The 23,774-nt window shown below is 67.5% G+C and carries 12 protein-coding genes; 3 read left to right on the top strand and 9 right to left on the bottom strand.

Translation table 11 applies throughout. The features are described 5' to 3' along the window. Positions 1 to 289: 289 nt before the first annotated feature. Entirely contained in the window at positions 290 to 1,672 is a 1,383-nt protein-coding gene (locus KL771_RS25975) for an aminotransferase class I/II-fold pyridoxal phosphate-dependent enzyme (protein WP_261971421.1), read from the bottom strand. Continuing rightward, positions 1,672 to 9,264 carry a type I polyketide synthase gene (locus tag KL771_RS25980; protein WP_261971422.1) on the bottom strand — a complete coding sequence of 2,531 codons (7,593 nt, stop codon included), beginning with the start codon at positions 9,262 to 9,264 and terminating at the stop codon, positions 1,672 to 1,674. Before KL771_RS25980 ends, KL771_RS25975 begins: the two co-directional genes overlap by 1 nt. Before the next feature lie 620 nt (positions 9,265 to 9,884). On the opposite strand from KL771_RS25980, the gene KL771_RS25985 reads away from it, so the two are divergent. Continuing rightward, a complete protein-coding gene (locus tag KL771_RS25985; protein WP_261971423.1) occupies positions 9,885 to 12,143 on the top strand; it encodes a capsular polysaccharide export protein, LipB/KpsS family in 2,259 nt (752 codons plus the stop codon). A gap of 81 nt (positions 12,144 to 12,224) precedes the next feature. Here the strand turns inward: KL771_RS25985 and KL771_RS25990 are convergent, their stop codons facing one another. The 3 genes from KL771_RS25990 to KL771_RS26000 form a co-directional block, all read right to left on the bottom strand. Beyond that, positions 12,225 to 13,331, bottom strand: coding sequence for an ATP-dependent DNA helicase (locus KL771_RS25990; RefSeq protein ID WP_261971424.1), 1,107 nt, complete (start codon positions 13,329 to 13,331; stop codon positions 12,225 to 12,227). A gap of 188 nt (positions 13,332 to 13,519) precedes the next feature. After that, positions 13,520 to 14,254, bottom strand: a complete 735-nt coding sequence (locus tag KL771_RS25995; protein WP_315901529.1) for an invasion associated locus B family protein — start codon at positions 14,252 to 14,254, stop codon at positions 13,520 to 13,522. 16 nt (positions 14,255 to 14,270) lie between these two features. Then, positions 14,271 to 16,841 (bottom strand): autotransporter family protein, encoded by a 2,571-nt coding sequence (locus tag KL771_RS26000; protein ID WP_261971426.1) that lies wholly within the window; start codon positions 16,839 to 16,841, stop codon positions 14,271 to 14,273. Positions 16,842 to 17,298: 457 nt separating this feature from the next. Here KL771_RS26000 and KL771_RS26005 point away from each other — a divergent pair, with 457 nt between their 5' ends. Both KL771_RS26005 and KL771_RS26010 read left to right on the top strand, forming a co-directional pair. After that, the gene (locus KL771_RS26005; RefSeq protein WP_261971427.1) at positions 17,299 to 18,099 is read left to right on the top strand and encodes an inositol monophosphatase family protein; all 801 of its coding nucleotides are present in this window, start codon (positions 17,299 to 17,301) and stop codon (positions 18,097 to 18,099) included. Between the two features lie 535 nt (positions 18,100 to 18,634). Further along, complete coding sequence (locus KL771_RS26010) at positions 18,635 to 19,795, top strand: M20 aminoacylase family protein (protein WP_261971428.1); 1,161 nt, start codon at positions 18,635 to 18,637, stop codon at positions 19,793 to 19,795. Between the two features lie 99 nt (positions 19,796 to 19,894). Here KL771_RS26010 and KL771_RS26015 read toward each other — a convergent pair whose 3' ends face one another. The 4 genes from KL771_RS26015 to KL771_RS26030 form a co-directional block, all read right to left on the bottom strand. Then, on the bottom strand, positions 19,895 to 20,353 hold the full coding sequence (locus tag KL771_RS26015) for a type III secretion system chaperone (RefSeq protein WP_261971429.1): 459 nt from the start codon (positions 20,351 to 20,353) through the stop codon (positions 19,895 to 19,897). A 76-nt stretch (positions 20,354 to 20,429) separates the two neighbouring features. After that, on the bottom strand, positions 20,430 to 21,029 hold the full coding sequence (locus tag KL771_RS26020; protein ID WP_261971430.1) for a hypothetical protein: 600 nt from the start codon (positions 21,027 to 21,029) through the stop codon (positions 20,430 to 20,432). A 21-nt stretch (positions 21,030 to 21,050) separates the two neighbouring features. Continuing rightward, the gene (locus KL771_RS26025) at positions 21,051 to 22,853 is read right to left on the bottom strand and encodes a hypothetical protein (RefSeq protein ID WP_261971431.1); all 1,803 of its coding nucleotides are present in this window, start codon (positions 22,851 to 22,853) and stop codon (positions 21,051 to 21,053) included. Positions 22,854 to 23,170: 317 nt separating this feature from the next. After that, the gene (locus KL771_RS26030) at positions 23,171 to 23,767 is read right to left on the bottom strand and encodes a hypothetical protein (RefSeq protein WP_261971432.1); all 597 of its coding nucleotides are present in this window, start codon (positions 23,765 to 23,767) and stop codon (positions 23,171 to 23,173) included. Positions 23,768 to 23,774 lie beyond the last annotated feature (7 nt).

Genomic DNA, 23,774 nt, shown 5'->3' on the forward strand with positions numbered 1-23,774 from the left:
CAGAAGTCGCGAGCCCGCAGCAACGGTTTCGCGGTTCAGGTGCCGCCTCCTCTGGCCCGAGACGGTGGTCGCCCACCGGCGGAGCGCGCCGGAGCGTTGGCGTCCCCTGGCGGCCGGCGGCTGGGGCCGGGCGCGCGGAGCGCCACACGCCCCATGACATGGTCATCGATTGGATGTTCCGGGCAGCCGGGGCGAGGCGTCAGCCGGTCGAGGGCATCCGCCCGAAGCGGACGCCCGTCCGCACCGGGTTGCCGACGGCGCCGGGCTACGCGATGACCGGCCGAGCCGGTCAGCTGCCGCCGGCCAGCCGCTTCCAGGCCGGCATTTCGGTGCGCATCTGGCGGATTTCGCGATCGACGATGGCGACGGTCTCGCGGATCTGCGCCTCGTCATGCTCGGCGGTGATGAAGAAGCGCAGGCGCGCCTGCTTCTCCGGCACGGCCGGGAAGATGATCGGCAGCACATTGACGCCAGCCTCGTAGAGGCGGTTGGCGCACATCACGGCGGAAGTCGAATCGCCGATGATTACCGGCACCACGGCGGCATTGATGGCGGTGCCGGTATCGAGACCCGCCTCGCGGCAGAGGTCGAGGAACAGCTTGGCGTTGGTGCGGATCTTCTGGGCCCGCCAGGGTTCGCGCTCCAGCACCTCGATCGACTTGATCGCCGCCCCGGCCAAGGCCGGCGGGAAGCCGACCGAGAAGACGAAGCCCGGCGCGCCGGCCTTCAGGATCTCGATCAGGGCATGCGAGCCTGCGATATAGCCGCCTGCGGCCGCGAAGGACTTGGACAGGGTGCCCATCCAGATCTCGATCTCGTTCGGATCGACGCCCTGCTCCTCGGCGAGGCCGCGGCCATGCGCGCCAAGCACGCCGGCCGAATGCGCCTCGTCGACCATCAGCCAGGCATCGTGCCGGCGCTTGATGTTCACCAGCCGCTTCAGGTCCGGCATGTCGCCGTCCATGCTGTAGAGGCCCTCGACCACGATCAGGCAGCGCTCGTGACGCGACCGGGTGCGGGTCAGGTGCTCTTCGAGCGCGTCGAGATCGTTATGGGCGAACATCAGCCGCGTGGCGCCCGACATGCGGGTACCCTCGACGATCGAGTTGTGGCTGAGCGCGTCGCACAGGATGAGGTCTTTCGGCCCCATCAGGTGGCCGATGGTCGACACGTTGGTGGCATGGCCCGAGACGAAGACGACCGCGTCCTCGGTGCCGTGCAAGCGGGCCAGCGCCATCTCCAGCTCGTGGTGGATCGGCCGCTCGCCGGCGACCAGCCGGCTCGCCGACACCGTCGTGCCATAGCGGTCGATCGCCGCTTTGGCGGCCGCCGAAACCTCCGGATGGCCGTTCAGGCCGAGATAATTGTAGGACGCGAAGTTGAGCAGCGTGCGGTTGCCACACAGCGTGGTCGCGCCGGCCCGGCCCTCATGAACGTGGAAGAACGGGTTGGCGATGCCCGAAAGCTCCGCTGCCGCCGCCATCATGCGCAACTGCTTGTGCTGCGGCATGGCCGAGAAGTCGAATGCCTTGGGACCGACCGGCGCAGATTCGAGCATGGCGGGTTCGTCGCCGTCGCGTTCGCGCCGATTTTGAGCTTTCGCCTTCAAGTCCGCGAGAAGCTTGGACTTCTCATTCTTGGCCAGACCTTCGATTCCACGCGGAGCCGTCATCAGAACACCTTCTTGATCGTCTGGCCGCGCCGCTCGATCGCCTCGGCCACGGCGGCGAGATCCTCCGCCGTCGATCCCTGGAAATCGGTATGGCTGTTGGCCAGCGTCTCCGTATCGCTGGTCGCCGACATGGCATCGCCGCCCTGGATCCGCGCCACCATCTTGGTGGCGATATCGTGCAGCGTGGCGCCGTTGGCAAGCGACATGAGCGGGATTTCCACGCCGAGCCGGCTTTCGGCGGCCATGCGCAGTTCGAGCGCCATCAGCGAGTCCATGCCGATTTCGGAGAGCGGCTTGTGGCGGTCGATATCGTCGCCCGGCATCCGCAGAATGCGGCCGATTTCGGCTCCGAGCAGGCGGATGACCCGCTCCAGCGCCTCGGCAGGCGGCAGGGCCATGATCTCCTCGCGTGCGGCCTGATCGCCGCCCTCCGCGCTTTCCGCCGCGCCGAGATCGCCGAGATCGGCGAAGAGCGGGGTGGAGACCAGCTTCAGTTCCTTCGAGGCCGACGCCCAGTCGATCCGGGCGAAGCCGATCGCAGCCTTGTCCATGGCGGTCGGATCGAGCGCCATCAGGGCCTCGAGGCCGTCGAGTGCCTCCTCGACCTTCAGAGCGCTGCGGCCGAGCTTGCGCGCCAGCATCTCGTTGACCTGCGTGTTGCGGGCCAGGTAGCCGGCATCGCCGATCGCACCCCACGCCACGGCGAGGCCGGGGAGGCCTTCGGAGCGGCGCTTGCGGGCCAGGGCTTCGAGATAGGCGTTGGCGGCCACGTAGTTGGCCTGGCCCGGATTGCCGACGATGGTCGTTGCCGACGAGAACAGCACGAAGCAGTCGAGATCGAGACCGCGCGTTGCCCGGTCGAGGATCGCCGCAGAAGCGACCTTCGGATGCAGGACGGTCCGGATGCGTTCCGGCGTCAGATTCTGCACCAGGGCATCGTCCAGCACCATGGCGGTGTGGAAAAGGCCCTTGAGCGGCGGTCCGCCGGCGGCAAGCCGGGCAAGCAACGCCTCGACGGCCTTCGGATCGGCCGCGTCGACCGCCAGGGTCTCCACCGTGGCGCCGATCGCCTCAATCTCGCGTACGATCTCGACCGCATCACCTTCGACGCGCCCGCGCCGACCGATCAGGACCAGATGGCGCGCGCCGCGCTGGGCGAGCCGCCGTGCGAGGCCGAGACCGAAGCCGCCGAGGCCGCCGACGATCAGGTAGCGGCCTTCGGCCGAGACCTTGAAGCCGGGTGCCGTCGGCATGGCCGAGACTGCCGGCATCGCCGGCGGGGTGATCACGATCTTGCCGATATGGCCGGCCTGCTGCATCAGCCGGAAGGCCGCTGTGGCATCCTCGGCCACGAAGGCGCGGAACGGCAGCGCGGTGAGAGAGCCGTCCTCGAACAGACGCATCAGGTTGCGGAACAGCCGCTCGGCCAGTTTCAACTGACGGGTCAGCAGTTGGTCGGCGTCGATGCCGAAATAGCTCAGATTCTGGCGGAACGGCCGCAGGCCGAGCCGGGTGTTGCCGTAGAAGTCGCGCTTGCCCAGTTCCAGGAAGCGGCCGAAGGGCTTCAGCACCTGGACCGAACGCTCCATCGCCTCGCCGGCGAGCGAGTTCAGCACCACGTCGACACCCTGGCCGCCGGTCAGGCGCATCACCTCGTCGGCGAAGGCCAGACTGCGCGAATCGAGCACATGATCGGCGCCGAGCGTCTCCAGCAGCACCCGCTTCTCGCGGCTGCCCGCGGTGGCGATCACGGTGGCACCATGCGACTTGGCGATCTGCAGGGCGGCCAAGCCGACGCCGCCGGCGCCGCCGTGGACCAGCACGGTCTCGCCCTCCTCGAGGCGGGCGAGGTGCACCAGCGCATAATAGGAGGTCAGGAAGGCGACCGGTATGGTGGCGGCCGCTTCGAACGACATCTGGGCCATCAGCGGGGCCACGGCATGGGCCGGCACCGTGACATGGCCGGCAAAGGCCGCCGCCGCGAAGGCGACGCAAGGGTCGCCGACGTTGAAGCCGGTCACGCCCGGCCCGACCGCGCTGACCACGCCGGCGCATTCCATGCCGAGGGTCGGGCCGGCGAAGCCGTCCTCCAGAGCTTCCGGCGGCAGCAGGCCCATGGCCCACATCACGTCGCGGAAGTTGAGGCCGGTGGCGCGGATCTCGATCTCGATCTCGCCCGCGCCGGGCGCGGTCCGCGCCACGGTCGACCAGGTCAGCCGATCGAGCGAGCCCTGGCCGGCGATATCCAGGCGCCGGGTCAGCGGACCGCCGACGCCGGCAAGGCTGCTTTCGCCAAGCAGGCCGCCGCGCACCACGCGCAGCGCCGAGCGGCGGTCGGCGTCGAGCACGATCTCGTGCTCCGCGCCGGCATTCTCGATCTCGTGGGCGATCCGGATGGCCGCCTCGGACGGCGCCAGCGACGGCGACGCGTCGATCTGGCGGATGTCGAGATTGGGATGTTCGTTGGCGACCACACGGGCAAAGCCCCACAGTGCCGCCTGAGCCGGGCGATGCGTCGGCAGCCCGACGATCGCCTGCGCCGCGCCCGGCGCAATCGTCCAGACGCGAACCTCACGGGTGCCGAGCGCTCGGGCGAGCGACCCGAATGCCGCGGTGCGCGCCAGCACGGCTGCTTCCGCATCCTCCTCGGAAGCCGAAGCGCCGTAGGCGAACACCACCTCGAAGTCGCCCTCGGGCAGAGCCTCGCGCAACTTCGCATCGGCATCGGCCGAGCCGTCGAGCGGCACCACCTTGGTCGAATAGGCCGCCGGCGGATGCGCCTCGTCGGACGGGAGATGATCGATCAGGATCTTCACCGGGCGACGGCCGCCGTTGAGCTGGGCGACCAGCGCGTCGGAGAGCGCGCGACCGCGGCCCTCGCCGTTGGTCACGAGCACGACCGGCTTGCGCACCGGCGCCGGGGCCTCGGCCATCCGGGGCGCCTCGGGCGCCGTGCCGGTCACCAGGAAGGCCGCCGCAGCGCCATCGATCAGATGATCGACGCGCACATCGCGGAACCCGGCCTGACCGGCCAGGTTCGACCAGCGCGCACGCCGGTCGGGCAGGCGACCGACGGGACGGTCCGGATCGGCCGACAGACGCCACCAGTCGGGGGCGATACCGCGCAGGGCATCCACAAAAGGCCGGCCTTCCGGCTCGCACAGGACGATCGCGCCGCCCGGGACGAGTCCGCGCCCGACCAGCGACAATGTCGCGCCCAGATCCGGCCAGCGATGCGCGCCATCCGCGGAGACGGCGAGGTCGTAGCGCACGCCGTTCTCACCGTCGAAGCTCGCCCATTCCGCCGTATTCAGCAGGCGGTGATGGCCGATCAGCAGGCGCGCCCGTTCGAGGACCGACGGATCCGGATCCGTCAACGTCACCGAACCGGTCTCCGGATCAAGTCCGGCCAGAATGCGCCGGACGAGGCCCTGGTTTTCGGCGCCGAGCACCAGGATCGACAGCGGACGATCCTTCGGCGCGACCGCGATCAGGTCCTCGACGAGGCGGGCGACGGTCACGGCGATCGGCGCGAAGCTCGGCGATCCGCTCGCCAGATGATCGCGCATCGCCTCCGAGCCGATCGGATCGCTGCCGCCATCGACCAGCCGCCGCTCCAGAAGGTCGGCGAGGCGCGACAGCATCGTGGCTTCGGCGATCCAGGCCGGCTGATCGGCCACGATGGTGCGGATCAGACTGTCGACGGAAGGGTTGTCGGAATCGTCCTCAAGGACCCAGCGGCCGTCGGTCTGACGGGCCTGGCCGTCCTCTTCGAGGCCTGCGAGCAGGCGGGCGAAGAGCGGACGCATGTCGGGATGGATGCGACCGCGAGCCACCAGATCGGCGATCTGGAACCCGTTGCGGTCGGCGCCGACGATCCGGCCGATCACGCCGGCGGCCAGATAGGTCAGGGCGGCGTCGACCAGGATGCGGCCTTCCGCGGGATCCGCGGCTCCGTCCTCCGAGGCGAGCCCGAGCCGCTCGGCGGCGGCGGCCGGACCTTCCGGCCAGGCGGCTTCCACTGCAGAGGCCAGTCCGTCCTGCGGCAGACGGACCGGTACGGTCTGATACACGAAGTCGTCGAGCGTCGCTTCCCGCGACAACTGGACGGCCGAGAAGCGGGCGCCGGAGAGCGAGGCGACGACCGCGCCGGCGTCATCGAGGAGCGTGAACACCGCTTCGATCGACTTGACCGAACCCTTGGTCAATTCAAGCCGCGCCGAGGCCACCGCCGCGCCGGGGGCGAAAATGCGCAGCGAGCCGATCCGGGTCGGCAGGAAGCTCTGCTGGCGGCCGCCCATGCCACGCTCTGCAAGAAGGGCGAAAAGGCCGTGGAAGGCGGAGTCCAGCAGCGTCGGATGCAGCATGTAGCCGCGCTCGTCCAACGGGGCCTGAGGACCGGCGAAGCGGATCGTGGCGGTCCGGTCGTCGACCACGTCGACGCTGGCGGCGCGACGGAACGCCGGGCCGTATTCCAGCCCGAAGGTCTCGGTCAGACGATAGAGTTCCGCCGCCGACATGGTCCGACGGGCCGGACCGATCGCGGCCGGCGCCGGCATGGTCTCGACCGGAACGGCGGACAGGGCGCCGCGGGCGTGCAGGCTCCACTCGTCGCCGGTCAGGCGATGGCGGCTCAGAATCTCGACCACCATGCCGTCATGGGAGACGCGGACCGACACCTCGCGCGGCTCCGACGGCTCGATGACGAGCGCGCGGACGATATCGAAATCCTTCAGCTCGATATGGTCGGTGCCGAGCAGTTCCCGACCGGCGGCGAGCGCCATTTCGGCAAGGCCGGCAGCCGGCACGACGATGGCACCGTCGACCTTGTGGTCGGCGAGCCACGGCTGCAGTTCCGTGTCGAGATGGTTGAAGAAGACCGGTCCGCCCTGACGGTCGGCCAGACCGATCAGCGGATGCGCGGTCGGCCGATAGGTCGACAGGGCTTCGGGCGTGAGGTCGAGCTTGTAGGGCTGGTTCTGCCAGGCGTAGGCCGGCAGGTCGGCCGTGCGGGGGCCGGTGCCGAACAGGGCACGATCGTCGACCGCCGCCCCATGGGCGACGACGCCCGCCGCGATGCGGGCGATCGGGTCGACCGCTTCGGAATCGGCCCTGTCGAGAGACGACAGCGCGGCGCCGGTGAGGCTCGCTTCCTTCAGGATGTCGTTGACATAGGCGCCGAGCACCGGGCGCGGGCCGATTTCGAGGAAGACGCGATAGCCGTCCTCGGTCAGAGCCTTGACGCCCGCTTCGAAGGCGACGGGCTGGCGCACATTCTCCCACCAATATTGCGCGTCGAGCGCCTCGCCGGGCACGATCCCGCCCTTGACGGTGGAATAGAACGGAATCCGCGATGCCCGCGGCCTGATATCCGCCAAGGTCTGCATCAGCGGCTGACGGATCGGATCGACCAGCGCGCAATGGAACGGATAGTCGAGGTCCAGCCGCTTGAAGGCCCAACGCTTGGAGCGGGCGAATTTCAGGAACTGGTCGAGCGAATCGATCCGGCCCGAAATGGTTACGCCGCGCGGGCTGTTGATGGCCGCGATCTCGATGCCCGGATAGCCGGCCTCGGCGATCGCCTTCTCGGCCTCCGCGGCCGGCATCAAGAGGGCGGCCATGCCGCCGAGATGGCGCGTGATCTCCTGGTGGGTCGAGCGCGCGTGGATGACCTTCACGGCATCGGCGAGATCGAGCGCACCGGCCGCCCAGGCGGAGGCGACCTCGCCCACGCTGTGCCCGACCACGGCCCGGGGCTTGATGCCACGCATCGCCAGCGCCTCGACCAGCGCCACCTGGACGCCGAACAGCAGCGGCTGTGCGACTTCGGTCCGCTCGATCTCGTTCTCGATCTCTTCGGAGAACATGGTCGTCAGAAGCGACCAGCCGGCCCGACCCATGAACACCCGGTCGACCTTCTCGAAGGCCTTCTGGAAGTCCGGATTGACCCGGTAGGCAACGCGGCCCATGCCGGCCCATTGCGAGCCGTTGCCGGAGAAGACGAAGGCGAGCCCGCCCTCGCGGACCGGGGCGCGGGCGTCGACGATCTGGGCCGTGCGGTTACCGGCGAGCCATTCGTCGAGCGCGCCGACCATCTGGTCATGCGCCATCGGCAGGGTGACGATCCGGTGCTCGTGCCGATCACGGCCGTGTGCGGCGGCGGCGAGCAGGGCCTGGGCCGCCGCAGGGGTCGCCGCGGCCAGGCGGTCGCGATAGCCGGCGACCAGCTTCTTCAACGATTCGCGGCTATGGGCGGAAACCACGAGCGGGGTCGGGCCGCTGCCGGCCTCGTTGGCGCGGACCGGTTCGCCCTCGCGGATGACCACATGGGCGTTGGCGCCGCCGAAGCCGAAGGAGTTGATGCCGGCATGGCGCGGCCGGCCGCCGCGCGGGATGGCGACGGGCTCACTGGCGACCGACAGGTTCAGTTCGCCGAAGGGGATGTCCGGGTTCGGCGTGTGGAAATGCAGCGAAGCCGGCAGGACCTCGTTTTCCAGCGCCAGGATCGATTTCAGCATGCCGGCCACACCCGAGGCCGGCTCCAGATGGCCGACATTGGTCTTCACCGAGCCGACCGGCAGCACGCGCTGGCGCCGCTGGCCGAGCTTGCGGCCGAGCGCTCCGGCTTCGGCCGGATCGCCGACCCGAGTGCCGGTGCCGTGCGCCTCGACGAAGGCGAGGTCTTCCGGATCGATGCCGAAGCGGGAATAGACCTCCTCCAGCAGGGCGGCCTGCATGTCGGACGACGGCAGCGACAGGCCGACCGTGCGGCCGTCGGAATTGATGCCGGTGCCGACGATGGTGGCGCGGATGCGGTCGCCGTCGGCGCGCGCCTTCGGGGCGGCCTTCAGCACCATGGCAACGGCGCCCTCGGAGCGCACATAGCCGTCTCCGGCTGCGTCGAAGGCGCGGCAAAGGCCGGTCGGCGACAGCATCGACGCACGGGCGAAGCCGATGAAGGGCACCGGCGAGCCGAGCACGTTGACCCCGCCGACGATGGCGGTGTCGATCCGGCCGGAGCGAATGGCCTCGGCGGCCTCATGCATGGCGACGAGCGAGGACGAGCAGGCGGTATCGACCGTGAAGCTCGGGCCGCGCAGATCGAAAATATAGGAAATCCGATTGGAGATGATCGACAGCGTGTTGCCGGTCATGAACTGGGCATCGATCGCCGCCGGATCGAAATAGAAGCGGTTCATGTAGTCCGACGACGAGGCGCCGATATAGACCCCGACGCGCTCGCCGGTCAGGCGCGACGGGCGCAATCCGGCGTGTTCGAGCGCCTCGTAGGTCACCTGCAGCAGCATCCGCTGCTGCGGGTCCATCTGGATCGCTTCGCGCGGGCTGATGCCGAAGAAGCCCGGGTCGAAGTCGAAAACGTCCTCAACGATGCCGGCCGAGAAGGTGTAGCTCTTGCCCCACACATTCTTGTTCGGGTGCAGGAAGCGTTCCGTGGCGAAGCGGTCCGAACTGATCCGGGTCACGGCGCAGCGGCGTTCGTTCAGAAGCGTCCAGAACGAAGGCACGTCCGGTGCGGAAGGCAGCCGGCAAGCGTAACCGACGATCGCGATTTCGGTTTCTCGGTCAGCCATGGTCAATCGGTTCGCCGTCATTCGCTCTCATTCGCGTCCGCCAAGGGACGTCAGTCTCGCCGCCGTCCCATCCGGGCCGAGCGAATCGACTGCCGGACCCCCGGGCGCCCAGTCCGCCACCGTCCGACTGTCCTTAACCGCCGATCCGCGCGAAGGAATCAGCGTCCCGTCACTGGGTTTTCGATCAAGTGCGCATGGACCCCGTCCGGGTGATACCCCATCGGGTGCGATGGTCGCAACTGCGGACTGATCACGGTTTCTATCGAAACTGTAATGGTCCCCAGCAATGTTCGGTTTACGGTGCCGTCGTTTTCAGACGTCCGAATCCGCACCGGCAGGGCGGCGCGTGAGGCGACGTCGGGGCTGCCGTCGCTGTCGGCGACCGACAGGGAATGCACATCTGTCGGAAGTGTCTTTCGTCGATGCCGGTCACCGGCGCGTCTGGCCCGGCCGGACCCGTCCCGGCTTTCGAATCCGAGACGAATGCCCGTCCGTACCGGGCTGTCGCGAGCACGGTTTGCGCCCCGAAGGCTCCCGGTGACCGAAACGATAGTGGCGCCTCCCGGCGATACGCCAAATCCTTGGCTCCGAAACTACGCACCTACTAATCTATCTAATCCTTGCCCTCCCGCGCCCTTTCCGGGTGTGGACGCGTCGCTGGCGGCAGATTAAGTTCGGCCCGATTGTCGGCCGTTCGTCAGGTTCGGAACTTCGCCAAGGCCTGCTTGCGAAGCGACACACAAGGGGAAACGGGTGCTGTGACGACCGGACTGGAGGCGTTGAATCTACGGCGCGTCACGGCTTTCTCTCGTGGGATCATAGAGATCCCGACTCTCGGAATTCTTCTCGGGGTGGAGACGTTTGTACCCCGACCTCGAGCGCGAGCAAATCCGTCGGACTTGGATGCAGTGGTCGGCTGGGGCTTCAAGGCCACGGCGACTCGGGCGCGCGGCTTCGCCTCCCGCAATGGGTTGCGCTACATCGCCCTCGAAGACGGCTTCCTGCGCTCGGCCGGCAACAGTGTCGTCAAGCCGCCGCCCATTTCGGTCGTGCTCGACGATCTCGGCATCTATTACGAAGCGCGCCAGCCTTCGCGTCTGGAAACGCTGATCATGCAATCCGCTAGCGATCCGGGCCTGATGGCGACCGGTCGTGAGGCGCGGCGGCGCATGGTCGACCTGGGGCTGACCAAGTACAATACGCTTGGCAAGGGGCATCCGGCCGACCGTCTCGGTCGCCGGCGCCGCGTGCTTCTGATCGATCAGACCTTCAACGATCAGTCCGTCGCCGGGGCGGGGGCCTCTGCGGTCACCTTCCAGCGCATGCTGTCGGAGGCTCTGGCCGCCTACGAAGCCTCCGACATCGTGGTCAAGTCCCATCCAGACGTGATTGCCGGCCGGGCACGCGGCTATCTCGATCAGGATGCGGCCCGCCATGGCGTGGACGTGCTGCGCGAGCATCTCGGCACCTATGAACTGTTACCCTGGTTTGACGAGATTTGGACGGTCTCGAGCGGTTTCGGCTTCGAGGCCTTGATGGCCGGCGCAAAGGTGTGCTGTTTCGCGGCCGCCTTCTACGCCGGCTGGGGCCTGACCGACGACAGCCGGTCGGAAGTACGGGCCCAGGCCTGGATGAAACGCAGAACGCGCGGCATTACGGCCGATATGCTGGCCGCCGCCGCGCTGGTCGCCTATCCGCGATATGCCGATCCGGTGCGCGACGAAGCGCTGTCGGCCTTGACGGCCATGGACCGGCTGGCGGCCTGGCGCGACCGGTATCTCGTCGAGACGCGCAATTTCGTCGCGGTCGGCTTTTCGACCCAGAAGCGCGTGGTGGCGCGCAACTTCTTCGAAGCCGGGCCCGGCCATCTCAGTTTCTGCGAACCGGCGGAAGCGATCGAACTGGCGACGGCTCTCTCGGCGGGCCTGCTCGTCTGGGGCGACCGGATTGATCCCCAATTGGAGGAGACCGCTCGGCGGAGTGGACTGGCCGTCACCCGGCTGGGCCCGGGTCCGATCGACGCGCGGGCGGTGGCGACCGAAGCTGTCCCGCTTCCTTCGATCGCCCAAGACGATTTGGGCATCGACTATGATGCGACGCGTGCATCGAGTTTCGAAGACTTGGTCAATACCGCCGCGCTCGACCAGCTCATGGTCGCCCGGGCGGCGTATCTTGGCGAGCGCCTGGTCGCGCTGGATCGTGCCGCCGCGACCAGCGGTGGGGACCTCAAGGCGAGCGTGCTGGCGCGTGCCGAGGGGCGGCCGGTTGTGGTGGTGGTCGGAGATCTGCTGAACAAGGCGCAGACGCGACTGGGCCAGGCGGCGATCCGGAACAACCGGGCGCTGCTGCGCGCCGCGCGCCGCGAGGCACCCGACGCCTACGTGGTCTTCATGGAGCCACCGGGGCTGGAATCGCGCCGGCGCGCCGGCTGGATCCCGCATGCCGCGCTCCGCCCCTACGCCGATCTCATCCTGTGCGACCCGGACATGTCGGCATTGTTCGAGATTGCGGCGGAGGTGCATGTCAACACCTCCTCGCTCGGGCTCCTGGCCTTGCTCTACGGCGCCAAGGTGGTCTCCTGGGGCATGCCGGCCTATGCCGGCTGGGGGGTAACGGAAGACCGGGCGCCGATCCCGCGCCGCAATCGCCGCCTCAGCCGGGACGAACTGCTGGCCGCGATCTTCCTGCTCTATCCCCGCTATCTCGATCCCCAGACCGGAATTCCCTGCGAAGCGGAGGATCTGGTGCGGCGGATCGAGACTCTCGGGCCGGGGCCGGCCCGTTCCCTGACGAGTGGCCGGCGCCTGCGCAACCAGTTGATCCGGCTCGAGGCGACGGTGCGCCATATTCTGTTCGGATGGATGGGCGACAAGTCCTGACGGGTATGCCTCGCGGCTGGCTTCGGCGGCCGATAAGGCCGGCCACCGGTGGTCGCTGGTCGGTTCGGGCAGGCCGGGGCTTCAGACCACGACGGTCAGGGTCTCTGCCGCCCGGGTCACCCCCGTGTAGAGCCAGCGATCCCGGTGCTCCCGGAACGCGAAGGCTTCGTCGAACAGGACCACATCGTCCCATTGCGAGCCCTGCGCCTTGTGCACCGTCAGCGCATATCCGTAGTCGAACTCGTCGGAGGAACGGCGCATCTGCCATGACAGATCGCCCTCCTTGCCTTCGAAGAAATCCGGCAGGACCGAGACGTGAATGCGTGCCCGCGTGCCGGCCTCGTCGGGCGCGACATCGTATTTCAGGTAGCCGCCTTTCGGTTCCTTGCGCCGATTGACCCGGAAGATGCCGCCGTTCTGCAGACCCTTGGACTTGTCGTTGCGCAGGCAGACCAGTTTCTCGCCGACCTCGGGATGCGGACTTGTATAGCCGCGCAGTTCCCGGATGCGCTTGTTGTAGCCGTGCCGGGTCCGGTTCAGGCCGACCAGAACCTGGTCGGCGGCCAGGATCCGTTCGGCATCGATGTCCCGACGCCGTATCACGCTCGATCGGCCGAAATGCCCGATTTCGAGCGGCCGGCCCTCGCGGATGTCCATCGACATGCGAACGATCGGATTGTCGGCCGCCTGCCGATGGACCTCGGTCAGCATCACGTCCGGCTCCGCTTCGGTGAAGAAGCCGCCGCCCTTGATCGGCGGCAACTGGGCCGGATCGCCCAGGACGAGCGTCGGCTTGCCGAAGGAAAGCAGGTCGCGGCCCAGTTCCTCGTCGACCATCGAACACTCGTCGATGACGATCAGTTTGGCCTTGGAGACGTCGCTTTGATGGTTGATGGCGAAGGAGAAGGTTTCCTCCTCCTCGTCCTCGGCCGACTTGCGGCGTGGGCGGTAGATCATGCTGTGGATTGTGGTCGCGCCTTCGCAGCCCTTCTGGCGCATAACCATCGCCGCCTTGCCCGTGAAGGCGCCGAAGCAGACATCGCCGTCGATCCCTTCGGCGACATGGCGGGCAAGCGTCGTCTTGCCCGTGCCGGCGAAGCCGAACAGGCGGAAGACCTGCGGATGGCGTCCCTTCAGCCAGTCCTTGACGGCCTTGAGCGCCGCATCCTGTTCGACAGACCAATCCAAGGGCGCGTCCGACACTGGAACGAAACAAGAATCATCGGCACGGTACCGGCTCGCCGACAAGTCTGCAACCGAAGCCACCAAACGCGCCGATCATGATGGGACGAACAAAGCCCGGCGTAACACCCGGCAATCCATACGCCGCCACGGCGGCGCTCCGTCGGCAGAATTCGGGCACCGGCCGGTCGGATTCAGCGGGCGAGCGCCATGGCCCGGTCGAAGGCCGGGCCGAAGCCCTTCAGGGCGACTTTGAGGATGACGTTGCCGCCGGATGCGGCCTCGGCGGTCAGGTTCAAGGTCTGCGCTTTGCGCAGGGTCGCCACGGCCTTGGCGTCCAGGCTCAACGGCACGACACATCCGCCGGGCAGGCAGGTTCGGAACTTCGCCGTCGAGAGCGGCGGCGCCGCCTCTGGCTGGAGATCCACGCCCCGTTCGATGACCAGGCCGAACGGCAGGATGGCGGTCCCCTCGGTCTTCTCGCCGCCGGACAGTCGGAGTTCGATCGCCAGGATGCGCTGCCGGGTCGTCCCGTCGAACTGTTGCAACACGACCGAACACCGGCGCGGGCCCGGTCCGGCTCGTCCCGAGGCGGGGGCCGGTTCCTGCAGGCAGATCACCCTCCAGCCGTCGTACGTCTCCTCGATCGTGGACGGGGTCACATCCTGCGATGACGGCCCCGATGCGCCCGACGGCGACAGGGCAGGGGCCGTCGCGGCGGCATTGCTCGCCGGAGCGCCGACGGGTGCCGCAGGGCGCTGGCTGGCGGCCGGCCTGATCGACTGTGCTTCGGTGATCGACGTGCCTGCCAGCACGGCGATCGCAGTGATCACGGCAGCAACAGGTCCGGCCGGTCGAGGCGCATGGCGCCTCACATGATCAGGCACACGCGGACAGCCGGAAGACCGGTTCGGGCGCATCGACCGCATTCGCCTCTCCGGTCGCTCAGAATGCCACCTTCATGCCGCCGCGCACCGAACCGGCACGGGCATGATCGGAGGTGAGGGTGCCGTCGATGTCCGAGAAGATGCTGACATTCTTCACCAGGACGATATCGAAGCCGAGCCCGACCGTGGTTCCGTAGATCGTCCGATCGCCGAGCGCGCGCACCGTGAAGTCGGTATCGAGCACGGTTGCGCCATAGCCGGTCTTGCCGATGGTCTCTTGCGCGAAGCCGGCGGCCTTGAGCCAGTAGTTCATCGGGCGGCCTTCCGAACTGGTCTGATAGTTCAGCTTGGCTTCGAAGCGCTGCTCCAGGCCCTGCGCGGTGTGGGCGTCGTAGCGGACATTCTGCGACGAGCCGCGCTCCCTGTAGCCGTCATAGGCGGCGGCGACGTAGCGCGCCTTCAGGCTCGGCGTCAGCGACCAGCGATCGCCGAGCGCGAAGCGGGTGGCGAGCGCCAGTTCGCCCGCGCCGAACCAGCCGTCGAAGCTGCCGGTGGCGGTTTCGCCACCGCTTCCAATCCGGCGCTTGGTTTCGGTCCGGATGTAGCCGCCGGCCAGCACCGCATCGAGCCAGGCGGTGCCGAGCGTGCGCCGGGCATAGCCACCGGCCAGGCCGATATCGCCGCTCGACGAGCCGGAACCGCCATCCAGCGTGGACGAGGTCTTGCCGCCGCCGCCGAAGGTGCCGAAGCGCCAGTCGTCATGCTGATGGTCGATACCGCCCGCGAGGCCCCACTGGCGCGATTGCAGGGCGCCCTGGCCGCCGCTGGCATCCTGCTGGCGCGCAGCGGCGAGGCTGCGCAGCCAGACCAGGTTGCCATAGGCGTCATAGGTGGTGCCCTGGCCGATCGAGCCGGTCTGAATGTCGGTCGGCGAGGGCCGGGCGGTGGTGTCGGCGTAACCGAGCGGCGCGCCGGAGGTGCGGACCGGGCGCGGTGCGTCGATGGCGATGATGTCGCCGACCAGGCCCAGGATGCCGCTTGAGAAGTCGCGCACCATGCTGGGGCTGGCCGAAACCGTCTTGTTGTCGACGACGACGATGTTGCCGGCCTTGGTGTCCGGATCGATGCCGGAGGTGATCAGCGTCAGCGACTTGTCCCTGACGTTGATCTGGTTCGAGTTGACCAGATAGTCCTCGACCGCCAGCGTATACGAGCCGGTGTGGAAATTGATGGTGTTCCCGGTCGTCGAGTTGAAGTCGACCGCACCGTTGAAGCGCGCCGAATTGTAGACGTTGAGCGTGTTGTTCGAGCCGTTATACCAAATGGCCGCGGAACCGCCGGAGATGCGGCCGCTGGCATTGATGGTGCTGCCGGACCCGCCGATCTCGATGCCGTAGGTCCCGCCCGAGACCCGGCCACCGGCCCCGACGGTGACCGTCGTCGTACCGGTGTCGTTATAGGCATAGATGCCGCGGCGCGTGCCCCCGGTCACCTTGCCGTCGACCGAGATCGTCTGGATGCCGCCGAAGGCGTGGGAGTTGATGCCATCGTCCCCGCCCGTAATCTTGCCGCTGGTTTGGACGATGGTCTGGTTGCCGCCGAAGGTGTTGGCTTCGATGCCGGAGATCGTGCCGATGACGTTCCCGGCCGTCTGGACCTTGGTGTCGCCCGTGCCCAGGTGACTGACCTCGATGGCCGCTTTGCCGTAGATCAGGCCGGCGGTCTGGACGACCGTTAGGTCCCCCGTATTGGAGGAATAGTTGCCGACATAGAGACCTCCGGAATAGGGCTCCGTCGATCCGATCGTGCCGGATACGGTGACGTTGGTGTCGCCGGTACCCCCATTGAACAGCAAGGCACCGGCTCCGGAACCGATGATCGAACCGCCCTTCTGGGTGAAAGTCAGGTCGGTGGAATTCGGACCATTCTGCACGTAAACGCCGTAGCTGCCGGCACCAAGCGACTGAACGGTGCTCGATGTCGTGACGTTGGTGTGCCCGGTGCCGGCATTGTAGGCATAGATCCCGTAGGAATCGCCCGTGATGGATCCGCCGTTCTGGACGATGTCGAGGTTCTTGGCGGTGATGCCGTTGGAGACGTAGAGCGTGTTGAGCGTCCCGGCCACGGCCACCGAGGTGTTCCCAGTGCCACCGTTAAAGGCCTCGATGCCGCTATAGCCGCCGGAGATCGTGCCGCCCGTCTGATTGATGGTCAAATCGGTCGTATTGGAATTGGTCGAGACGCTCAGACCGGTCAGGGCCCCTGACAGTTCGCCGGCACTCGTAATGGTCGTTGCGCCGGTGCCGCCGTTGTAGACATACAGTCCGAAAGCGAATCCGACGATCTCGCTGCCCGCCTCAGCCGTGACTGTCATGGAGCCGCCGACGGTGTCGACATAGGCACCGAAAGTTTCAAGCGGCCCGACGGTCTTGTAGGTCTTCTCGAACAGGACCGATCCGTTCAAAAAATTGTTGCCGCGCGTCTCCCCCGAGCAGACGGTGATGTCGCCGTTATACATGCAGTCGGCGCGGGCGGGGCCGATGGCGAAGAGCAGACCGACGCCGGCCAGGATCGCGCTGGCCGCCACGCTGCCGAGCAGCCGTTCGACTGTCCGGCCTTGATCCGACACATCTATGGCGGGCAATGCGGCGGATGAGCCGGCCCATTGGCACGGGGATCCGAGGGCACAAGCGGGCGCATGGCGAACGAAGCTGAGCATCAGCATCTCCGGCCGGATCGAACGGTTCAAACTGGTGAAGTCCAACGAATCATTGGGTGAATCGCATGGTTAATCGGTATCGTAATGTTGGTTAATTCTGCAATAACGGAACAATCAAAGACTTGCAGATTTGCCGCGTTTGCGCCGTCGATAGGCGTATTCCGACCGGCCTTGTCACATGCCCGGGCGGCCATGGTGCTTCCGCCCGGCAATGATCTGAGTTGAATTCATTTAAATGAATATATCGGGCCGGTGCTCATCCGCGGCGGCGGCTTTTGCAGGGACGTCACGATTGTCATCCCGGCCAATCCGGCGCAAAACCTGCGGCGACGCCAGCAAGGCTTCTCGTCGGGATGAGGATACTGTGATGGACGACCGCGCGCTGGCCCTGCGCCTGCATGCCGCCTGCTCGATCGCCACCGAGGCCGGCGCCCTGGCGCGGCGTCTGTTCCTGGAACGGCCTCAAGGCGACTACGCCCTGAAGGGTCCGCAGGACTACCTGACCGAGGCCGATGGCGCCGTCGAGGCGCTGGTGCGCGCGCGCCTAGCGGCCGTCTTCCCCGACGACGGCATGATCGGCGAGGAGACTGGCGGGTCGGCCGCCGCGGCGACCTGGATCGTCGATCCGATCGACGGGACGGCCAATTTCGCGCGGGGCGTGCCGCATTTCTGCGTCTCGATCGGGCTCCTGGTCGACGGGCGCCCGGAACTCGGTGCGATCGCGGCGCCGATGCAGAGCGAACTCTACGCCGCACGACGCGGCCAGGGCGCGACGTTGAACGGGCGCCCGATCCGCGCGGCGTCGACCGGCGCGCTGGCGGAAGCGGTGGTCGAACTCGGCTGGTCGCCGCGCCGCCCGGCAGCCGACTATCTGGCGCTGACCGAACGGGTGCTGGCATCCGGCGCCAGCGTCCGCCGCGCCGGGTCGGGCACGCTCGGTCTCGCCTATGTGGCGGCCGGGCGCTCCGACGGCTATGCCGAACTGCATATCCGTGCGTGGGATGTCCTGGCCGCCCTGGTACTGGTCGCCGAGGCCGGCGGCCTGACCAGCGATTTCTTCGCCGAGCCCGACTGGCTGGCCGGTGCCCCGGTGCTGGCCGCCGCGCCGGGGATCGGCACGGCGCTTTCGGAAATGGTCGGGATCTCGCTTTCCCCTACGAGATCATAACCTTGGCGGCGGGCCGGCATCCGTGCGCAGCGGCTGCGAACGTTTTGGATTCAGCGGCACTCAAGCACCCGCCCGATCGATACTTGCGAAAATTGAGCATTTTTCGACTTCCATCAAATATGTCAGTCGTCGTTATGGTTCTTTACACAAACGCAAGACTTTGATGTCATCGTATTCGTAGCCAGGGTGATTCGTTATCGCCTTTGCCGCTCGCCCTTCGGGCGTTTCCTCCCAAGACTGGGCCGCCGCTTCGACGGCCCTTTTTTTTGCCCGAAGCCCGACCTCTGTCGGGCCATCGGCCGGTGGATGCGGGGCCCGCAAGCCGGGAGCGGGCCATCGGCAGGCCCGAGAGCAGGGCGCGCCCGTCGAGGGCAGAGGTCGGCATCGGCGTGCATCGAACCGCTGGCATCCTTGGGCGATCGGCGCCATAACTGACTCCGTCGCACCATGAGGGGCCCTCCCAACGGGCTGATCGACAAACATATTCAAGAATTTGGGTGTTCGGCCGGAGCCGGGGCCGAAGGCGGGGTCTGCCATGCTGATTTCCGAAATCGTCGCCGAAGAGAACGACTTCGTCGCCCTGCGGCGGCAACTGCACAACCGCCCCGAACTCGGCTACGAGGAGCATGAGACCAGCGACCTGGTCGCACGCCTGCTCGGCGACTGGGGCTATGCGGTGCATCGCGGTCTGGGCGGGACTGGCGTCGTCGGCACGCTCACGGCCGGCACGGGCACGCGGCGGATTGGCATCCGCGCCGACATGGATGCCCTGCCGATCCTGGAGGAGACCGGGCTCGCCTATGCGAGCGCTATCCCCGGCAGGATGCATGCCTGCGGACATGACGGTCACACGGTCATGCTGCTTGCTGCCGCCCGCCATCTCGCCCGCTCGCGCAGCTTCGACGGCACCATCCATCTGATCTTCCAGCCTGCCGAGGAAGGCCTTGCCGGCGCCCGGCGGATGATGGACGAAGGCCTGTTTCGGCTGTTCCCGTGCGACGCGGTCTTCGCCGTGCACAACTGGCCGAACCGGCCGGTCGGCGATTTCCTGTTCCGGCCGGGTGTGCTGATGTCCGCCGCCGACAACGTGATCATCACCATCGAGGGCAAGGGCGGCCACGGCGCCCATCCCGAAATGGCGGTCGATCCGATCGTGGCCGGCGCCTCCACCGTGATGGCGCTGCAGACGATCGTCTCGCGCAACATCGACCCGCAGGAGCCGGCGGTGATCACCGTCGGCGCCTTCCAGTCCGGGCAGGCGTCCAACGTCATCCCGGGCGCGGCGACCTTGAGACTATCCGTGCGCAGTTTCGCCGAGTCCGTACACGACCAGTTGGAAGACCGCATCACCGCGGTCGCGCGACTGCAGGCGGAAAGCTACGGCTGCACGGCAACGGTCGACTATCGGCGCATCTATCCGGCACTGGTCAACACGCCGGAGGAAACCGCCTTCGCTCACGCCCTTGCGGTGGAGATCGCCGGCGCCGACCGGGCCCATATCGTGGCACGCCCGACGCCCGGCAGCGAGGACTTCGCCTTCATGCTGCAGGAGAAGCCGGGCTGCTACTTCCTGCTCGGCGCCGGCGACGGACCGATGCTGCACCACGCCAAATTCGACTTCAACGACGCCATCCTGACCCGCGGGGCAAGCTTCTGGGTCCATCTGGCCGAGCGCTATCTCGCCAAGGCGGCGTGAGCGCGGCGCGGCCGCACCGGGACGCGGCGCCGGGATAGGGACGTCGATGGACGCGGGGGCTGCCGACGAGGGGCGCCGGCAGACGCGGGGGAACGCCGTTCAGATGCGGATCATCGCCCCCACTTCTGCGGCGTCGGCCGGGGCGTCGTCCTCGTCCGACGGAGCGGCGATGACCTCGCTCCAGGCACGGATCGTGTTCAGATAGGTTTCCATGATGCGCGCCAGGCGGGCACCGTCGAGGCCACGCCAAGCGACCGGCAGGGTCAGGATGACCCGCGGCGTCTCGTCGCCGGACAGGCTCAAGGTCGCGCCGAGCGTCGCATGCCAGAAATGGTTGCCCTTGAGCAGGTCTTCGTAGACCGCAGGTCCGTTGGCCGGCACGCCGAGATCGGTGATCAGCCAGAGGGCGTCGGCATCCGCGCGATACTGAAAGTTGATCTGCAGGCCGCCGTCGAAGGCGAGGGCGGTCGCGCCGTCCGCGTCGAGCGCCAGGGCCGGTAGACCGATCTGGCCTCCGAACTCGGTCAGCAGATTGGCAAGCGCCGGATCGATGTTCATGGCTGTCCCCCCATTCGGATGCGTTGCGGTCCGCCGAAGCGGATCGTTTCCTCTCGGTCTGGCCGGCGTCGCGCCGTCAAGCCAGTGTTCGGCGGCCGGCAAGAAGCTCGTCGAGCGCGGCGTTGACGGCTTTCGAGACCGGCACTTCGGTCGAGAAGTCGACCGCGTCGCGATTGTCGACGCTGCCCCGGACGAAGCCCCAGCGCGAAAGGTCGAACTCGGTGACGACGGCGACGAGCCGCCAGTCCTTCGGCAGGGCGCCGGCAGCGCGAGCCTCGCGAATGCGGCCGCGCAGGCTGCCGACCCAGGCGAAGGCGCGCTCGATCATCCCGCGGGCCTCGTCCACATCGGTGTAGGCGCCGCCCCAGCCGATCTGAATGAAGACGGCCAGTCCGTCTTCGACCAGGAAGTAGTGCAGGGCCGAACTGGCCAGGCCGCCGCCGTCGAAGCCGAACAGCGTGTAGGGCGACGGCGCGGCATCGGCGAGCGCCTCATCCAGATAGACATCCAGCGTGTAGGGTGGCGTCTCGATCGCCCGCGTGGCGAACAGGAATTCGCCGTCGGACTGCAACCGGGCCGTCTCTTCGGCGGTGAGGGGCGGCATGGGCAGGCCTTCGGCCTCGAAAATGGCGCGCGCCTTGTCGAAGGGGCTGGCGGCCGTCATGGCATCGGTCATGGTTGGAACCTCCGGAAGCCGTCAGATGATCTGGTTGGTGCGCTGCAGCGCGCGCTCGTAGTCGCGGCCGACATAGCTGTTCTCGTTGCGGAATTCGGCACCGACCCAGTCCTGGCCCCACTGTTCCGGCTTGATGATGCGGTTCTTCATCTGTAGATCGGACACGTGCACCTTGAGGCCGACCAGGCGATCCTTGGCGGCGCGGATTTCCTCCGGCTTCAGTCCCTTCAGGCAATCGGCCAGGTCGGTGTCGGTCATGCCGCGGATCATGCTCGCCATGTCGGTGTCGATGATCGGCGGCATCTTGCGGCCGCGGAAGCCCTTGTCGAGGGGCGACGTGCCCTGGGCGATGCCGTTCGGATCGTGCAGATCCTTGCCGAGGCACTGGTCGTTGTCGATGCCGGTGACCACGGCTTGGCCGTTCTTGTCGATCGCGATGAAGTAGTTGTTGCCGTGCCGGTCGCCCTGGCCGACCAGATGGTCGAGCAGCTGCAGCTTGACGATCTCGCGCCGGACGTCGCCGCGCTCGAACAGCGCCGGATCCGTCTTGGCGGCCGGATTGCCGGGCGCGCGCGACATGACGATGCCGAGTTCGCCCCCGCCGGACGACAGGCCGCGGATGCCGATCTCGGTATGCGGCACCACGTCGAAACCGAGCTTTTTGGCGACCGAGCAGGTCGCGACGTTGCGCAGCGCGATCTGCGGGTTGTAGGGGTCGATGCCGGTGCGCGCCGCCACCCAGCCCTTCTCGACCTTTGTGGTCCGGGTCAGATCGGGCGGGCTCAGGGGCTTGTACACCGCGTGGTAGTCGCCGCCGCCCGAATCGTAATCCACAGAATAGACCGTGTTGAAGGCGCCCGAACCGAGCTTGGTCATCCCGCTCGTGCGCGTGGTTTCGTCGAAACTGGTGACGATGGTATCCGGCCGGATCGGAATATCCATCTTGCGATAGAGGAGACCGCCTTCGATGCCGATGCCGGACTTCTCCAACAGGATCGCCTCGCCGCGCGTGAAGCCGGCCTTTCCGTAGTCGTGCAGTTGCGTCGGGGTCAGGTTGCGGTCGAGCAGGTTGTTCTCGACGATATGCCGCGCCTGGGCGGGCGTCAGGCCGTGCAGGTCGTGCATGTTGTCGAGCGTGAAGCCGAGGCGGGCGAAATCCATGATCTCGGAGAGGCTGCGGTCCGGCGGGAAGGTACCGCCCTTCTTCATCTGAGACAGCAGGGACTCGACCAGCTTCTGCTCCGCCTTGATCTGCTCGCGGACCTCACCGATCTCGGTCTTGTGGCTATGCGAGCGACCCTTCATGTATTTGTTCGCCGACGCCATGGCGAAGTCGAGAGTATTCTCCAACTCGTGCAGGCGACCCGAGTCGGTATAGGATTTCATCGGCGACCGATAATGCGGCGGCATGCTCATCTCATGCGCGTCGTCCGACAGGAACTTATGGACATCGTCCATCTTGGCGAGCATGTCCTTGTATCCGGTCGACATCTTGTGCACGCCGAAGATGCCGAAGCTCTTGTCGGCCTTCGGATCGCCCGCCCGGCCCTTCAGGGTCGCGCTGGTTTCCACGCCGGGGGCGCGCTCGGCCGCCCGGGTCAGGCGATAGTCCGGCGTGCGCGGCTCGACATTGCGGCCGGGGAGGGGTTTGGGCGAACGGTCGACCGTCGTCGGCTTGGGTGGGGTGGACGGCTTGAAGGCCACCACCTTGACGCCCGAGCCGCCCCATTGGCCGGTCCCGAGGCTAGGACCCGTGGATTTCGGGCCCGTGGTGCCGATGGTCGGCTGGTGCAGCGTAGGACCGCTGGTCTGACTGATGGCCATGGCGCGCTCTCCCTCGCGGCTCGTTCCTGCGCCGACTATGCACTCAGTGAAATTGCGGACTGTCACAAACGGCACTTGGCGCTGCCGTAGCGTAAAACCCGACGCGAAGGTGGCGAGGCCGGCCGCCTGACGACCCTAGCGGCATCGGGGATCACGGCGGCTCGCCGTCCGGCCTCCGTCGGGCCATCGCAAGGCCTTCGACAAGGCCCGGGGACAAGGCGAGCCGAACCGATCCGGACGTCCCGGGCGCCCGGTTTTGCGGGCAACGTCCAGGCATCTGCCCCGCGGGGCGCTTCCGATCGGTCGTCAACCGGCCGTCAGCGGCGGGCAGTCAAGGCCGTGTCGAAGGCGTCCTCGGCGCGGCTGCCGATCGGTGCCTCGGTGTCGAGTTGCACGCGGTCGACGGGCTTGGAGGCGTCGAGCCAGGTCCAGCCAGACGTGCCGAAGGGCGTGAATACGAACAGCAGCGTCTTCTCGAACGGCAGCGTGCCGGCTTGGCGGGCGGCGGCCGCCTTGTCCTGCATGCGCCCGGCCCAGGCGAACAGCCGCTCGGCCATGGTCCGCGACAGTTCGACATCCGTGTAGGCGCCGCCCCATTCGATCTGGATCAGCAGGGCGAGGCCGGGCATGACCCGGTAGTAGTGGGCCGCCCAGCTGTTCGTGCCATGGCCGGCGAAGCCGATCACGGCATAGTCGGCCGGGGCCCGGCCGCGGCCGAGTTCGCGCGTATAGATTTCGATCTGATAGGGCGAGGCGGGCAGGTCGGCCCGGGTGGAAAAGACCGTCCGCTCGTCGTCGTCGCGCAGCAGCCTCGCCGCCAGGGCGTCGGACAGGGGCGGGAAGGGCAGGTTGTCCGCCGCAAACAGGGCGCGGGCCGCATCCGCAGGTGAAATGGTCTCGTCGATCTCGGACATGGGGTCA

It is taken from the genome of Prosthecodimorpha staleyi, from assembly GCF_018729455.1.
In the GTDB taxonomy this organism is placed as follows: Bacteria; Pseudomonadota; Alphaproteobacteria; order Rhizobiales; family Ancalomicrobiaceae; genus Prosthecodimorpha; species Prosthecodimorpha staleyi.

What these genes read in the sequence shown, in the direction of transcription:
- KL771_RS25975 (WP_261971421.1), bottom strand. Translation starts at nt 1,672, where the DNA reads ATGACGGCTCCGCGTGGAATCGAAGGTCTGGCCAAGAATGAGAAGTCC.
- KL771_RS25980 (WP_261971422.1), bottom strand. Translation starts at nt 9,264, where the DNA reads ATGGCTGACCGAGAAACCGAAATCGCGATCGTCGGTTACGCTTGCCGG.
- KL771_RS25995 (WP_315901529.1), bottom strand. Translation starts at nt 14,254, where the DNA reads ATGCGGTCGATGCGCCCGAACCGGTCTTCCGGCTGTCCGCGTGTGCCT.
- KL771_RS26005 (WP_261971427.1), top strand. Translation starts at nt 17,299, where the DNA reads ATGGACGACCGCGCGCTGGCCCTGCGCCTGCATGCCGCCTGCTCGATC.
- KL771_RS26010 (WP_261971428.1), top strand. Translation starts at nt 18,635, where the DNA reads ATGCTGATTTCCGAAATCGTCGCCGAAGAGAACGACTTCGTCGCCCTG.
- KL771_RS26015 (WP_261971429.1), bottom strand. Translation starts at nt 20,353, where the DNA reads ATGAACATCGATCCGGCGCTTGCCAATCTGCTGACCGAGTTCGGAGGC.
- KL771_RS26020 (WP_261971430.1), bottom strand. Translation starts at nt 21,029, where the DNA reads ATGACCGATGCCATGACGGCCGCCAGCCCCTTCGACAAGGCGCGCGCC.
- KL771_RS26025 (WP_261971431.1), bottom strand. Translation starts at nt 22,853, where the DNA reads ATGGCCATCAGTCAGACCAGCGGTCCTACGCTGCACCAGCCGACCATC.
- KL771_RS26030 (WP_261971432.1), bottom strand. Translation starts at nt 23,767, where the DNA reads ATGTCCGAGATCGACGAGACCATTTCACCTGCGGATGCGGCCCGCGCC.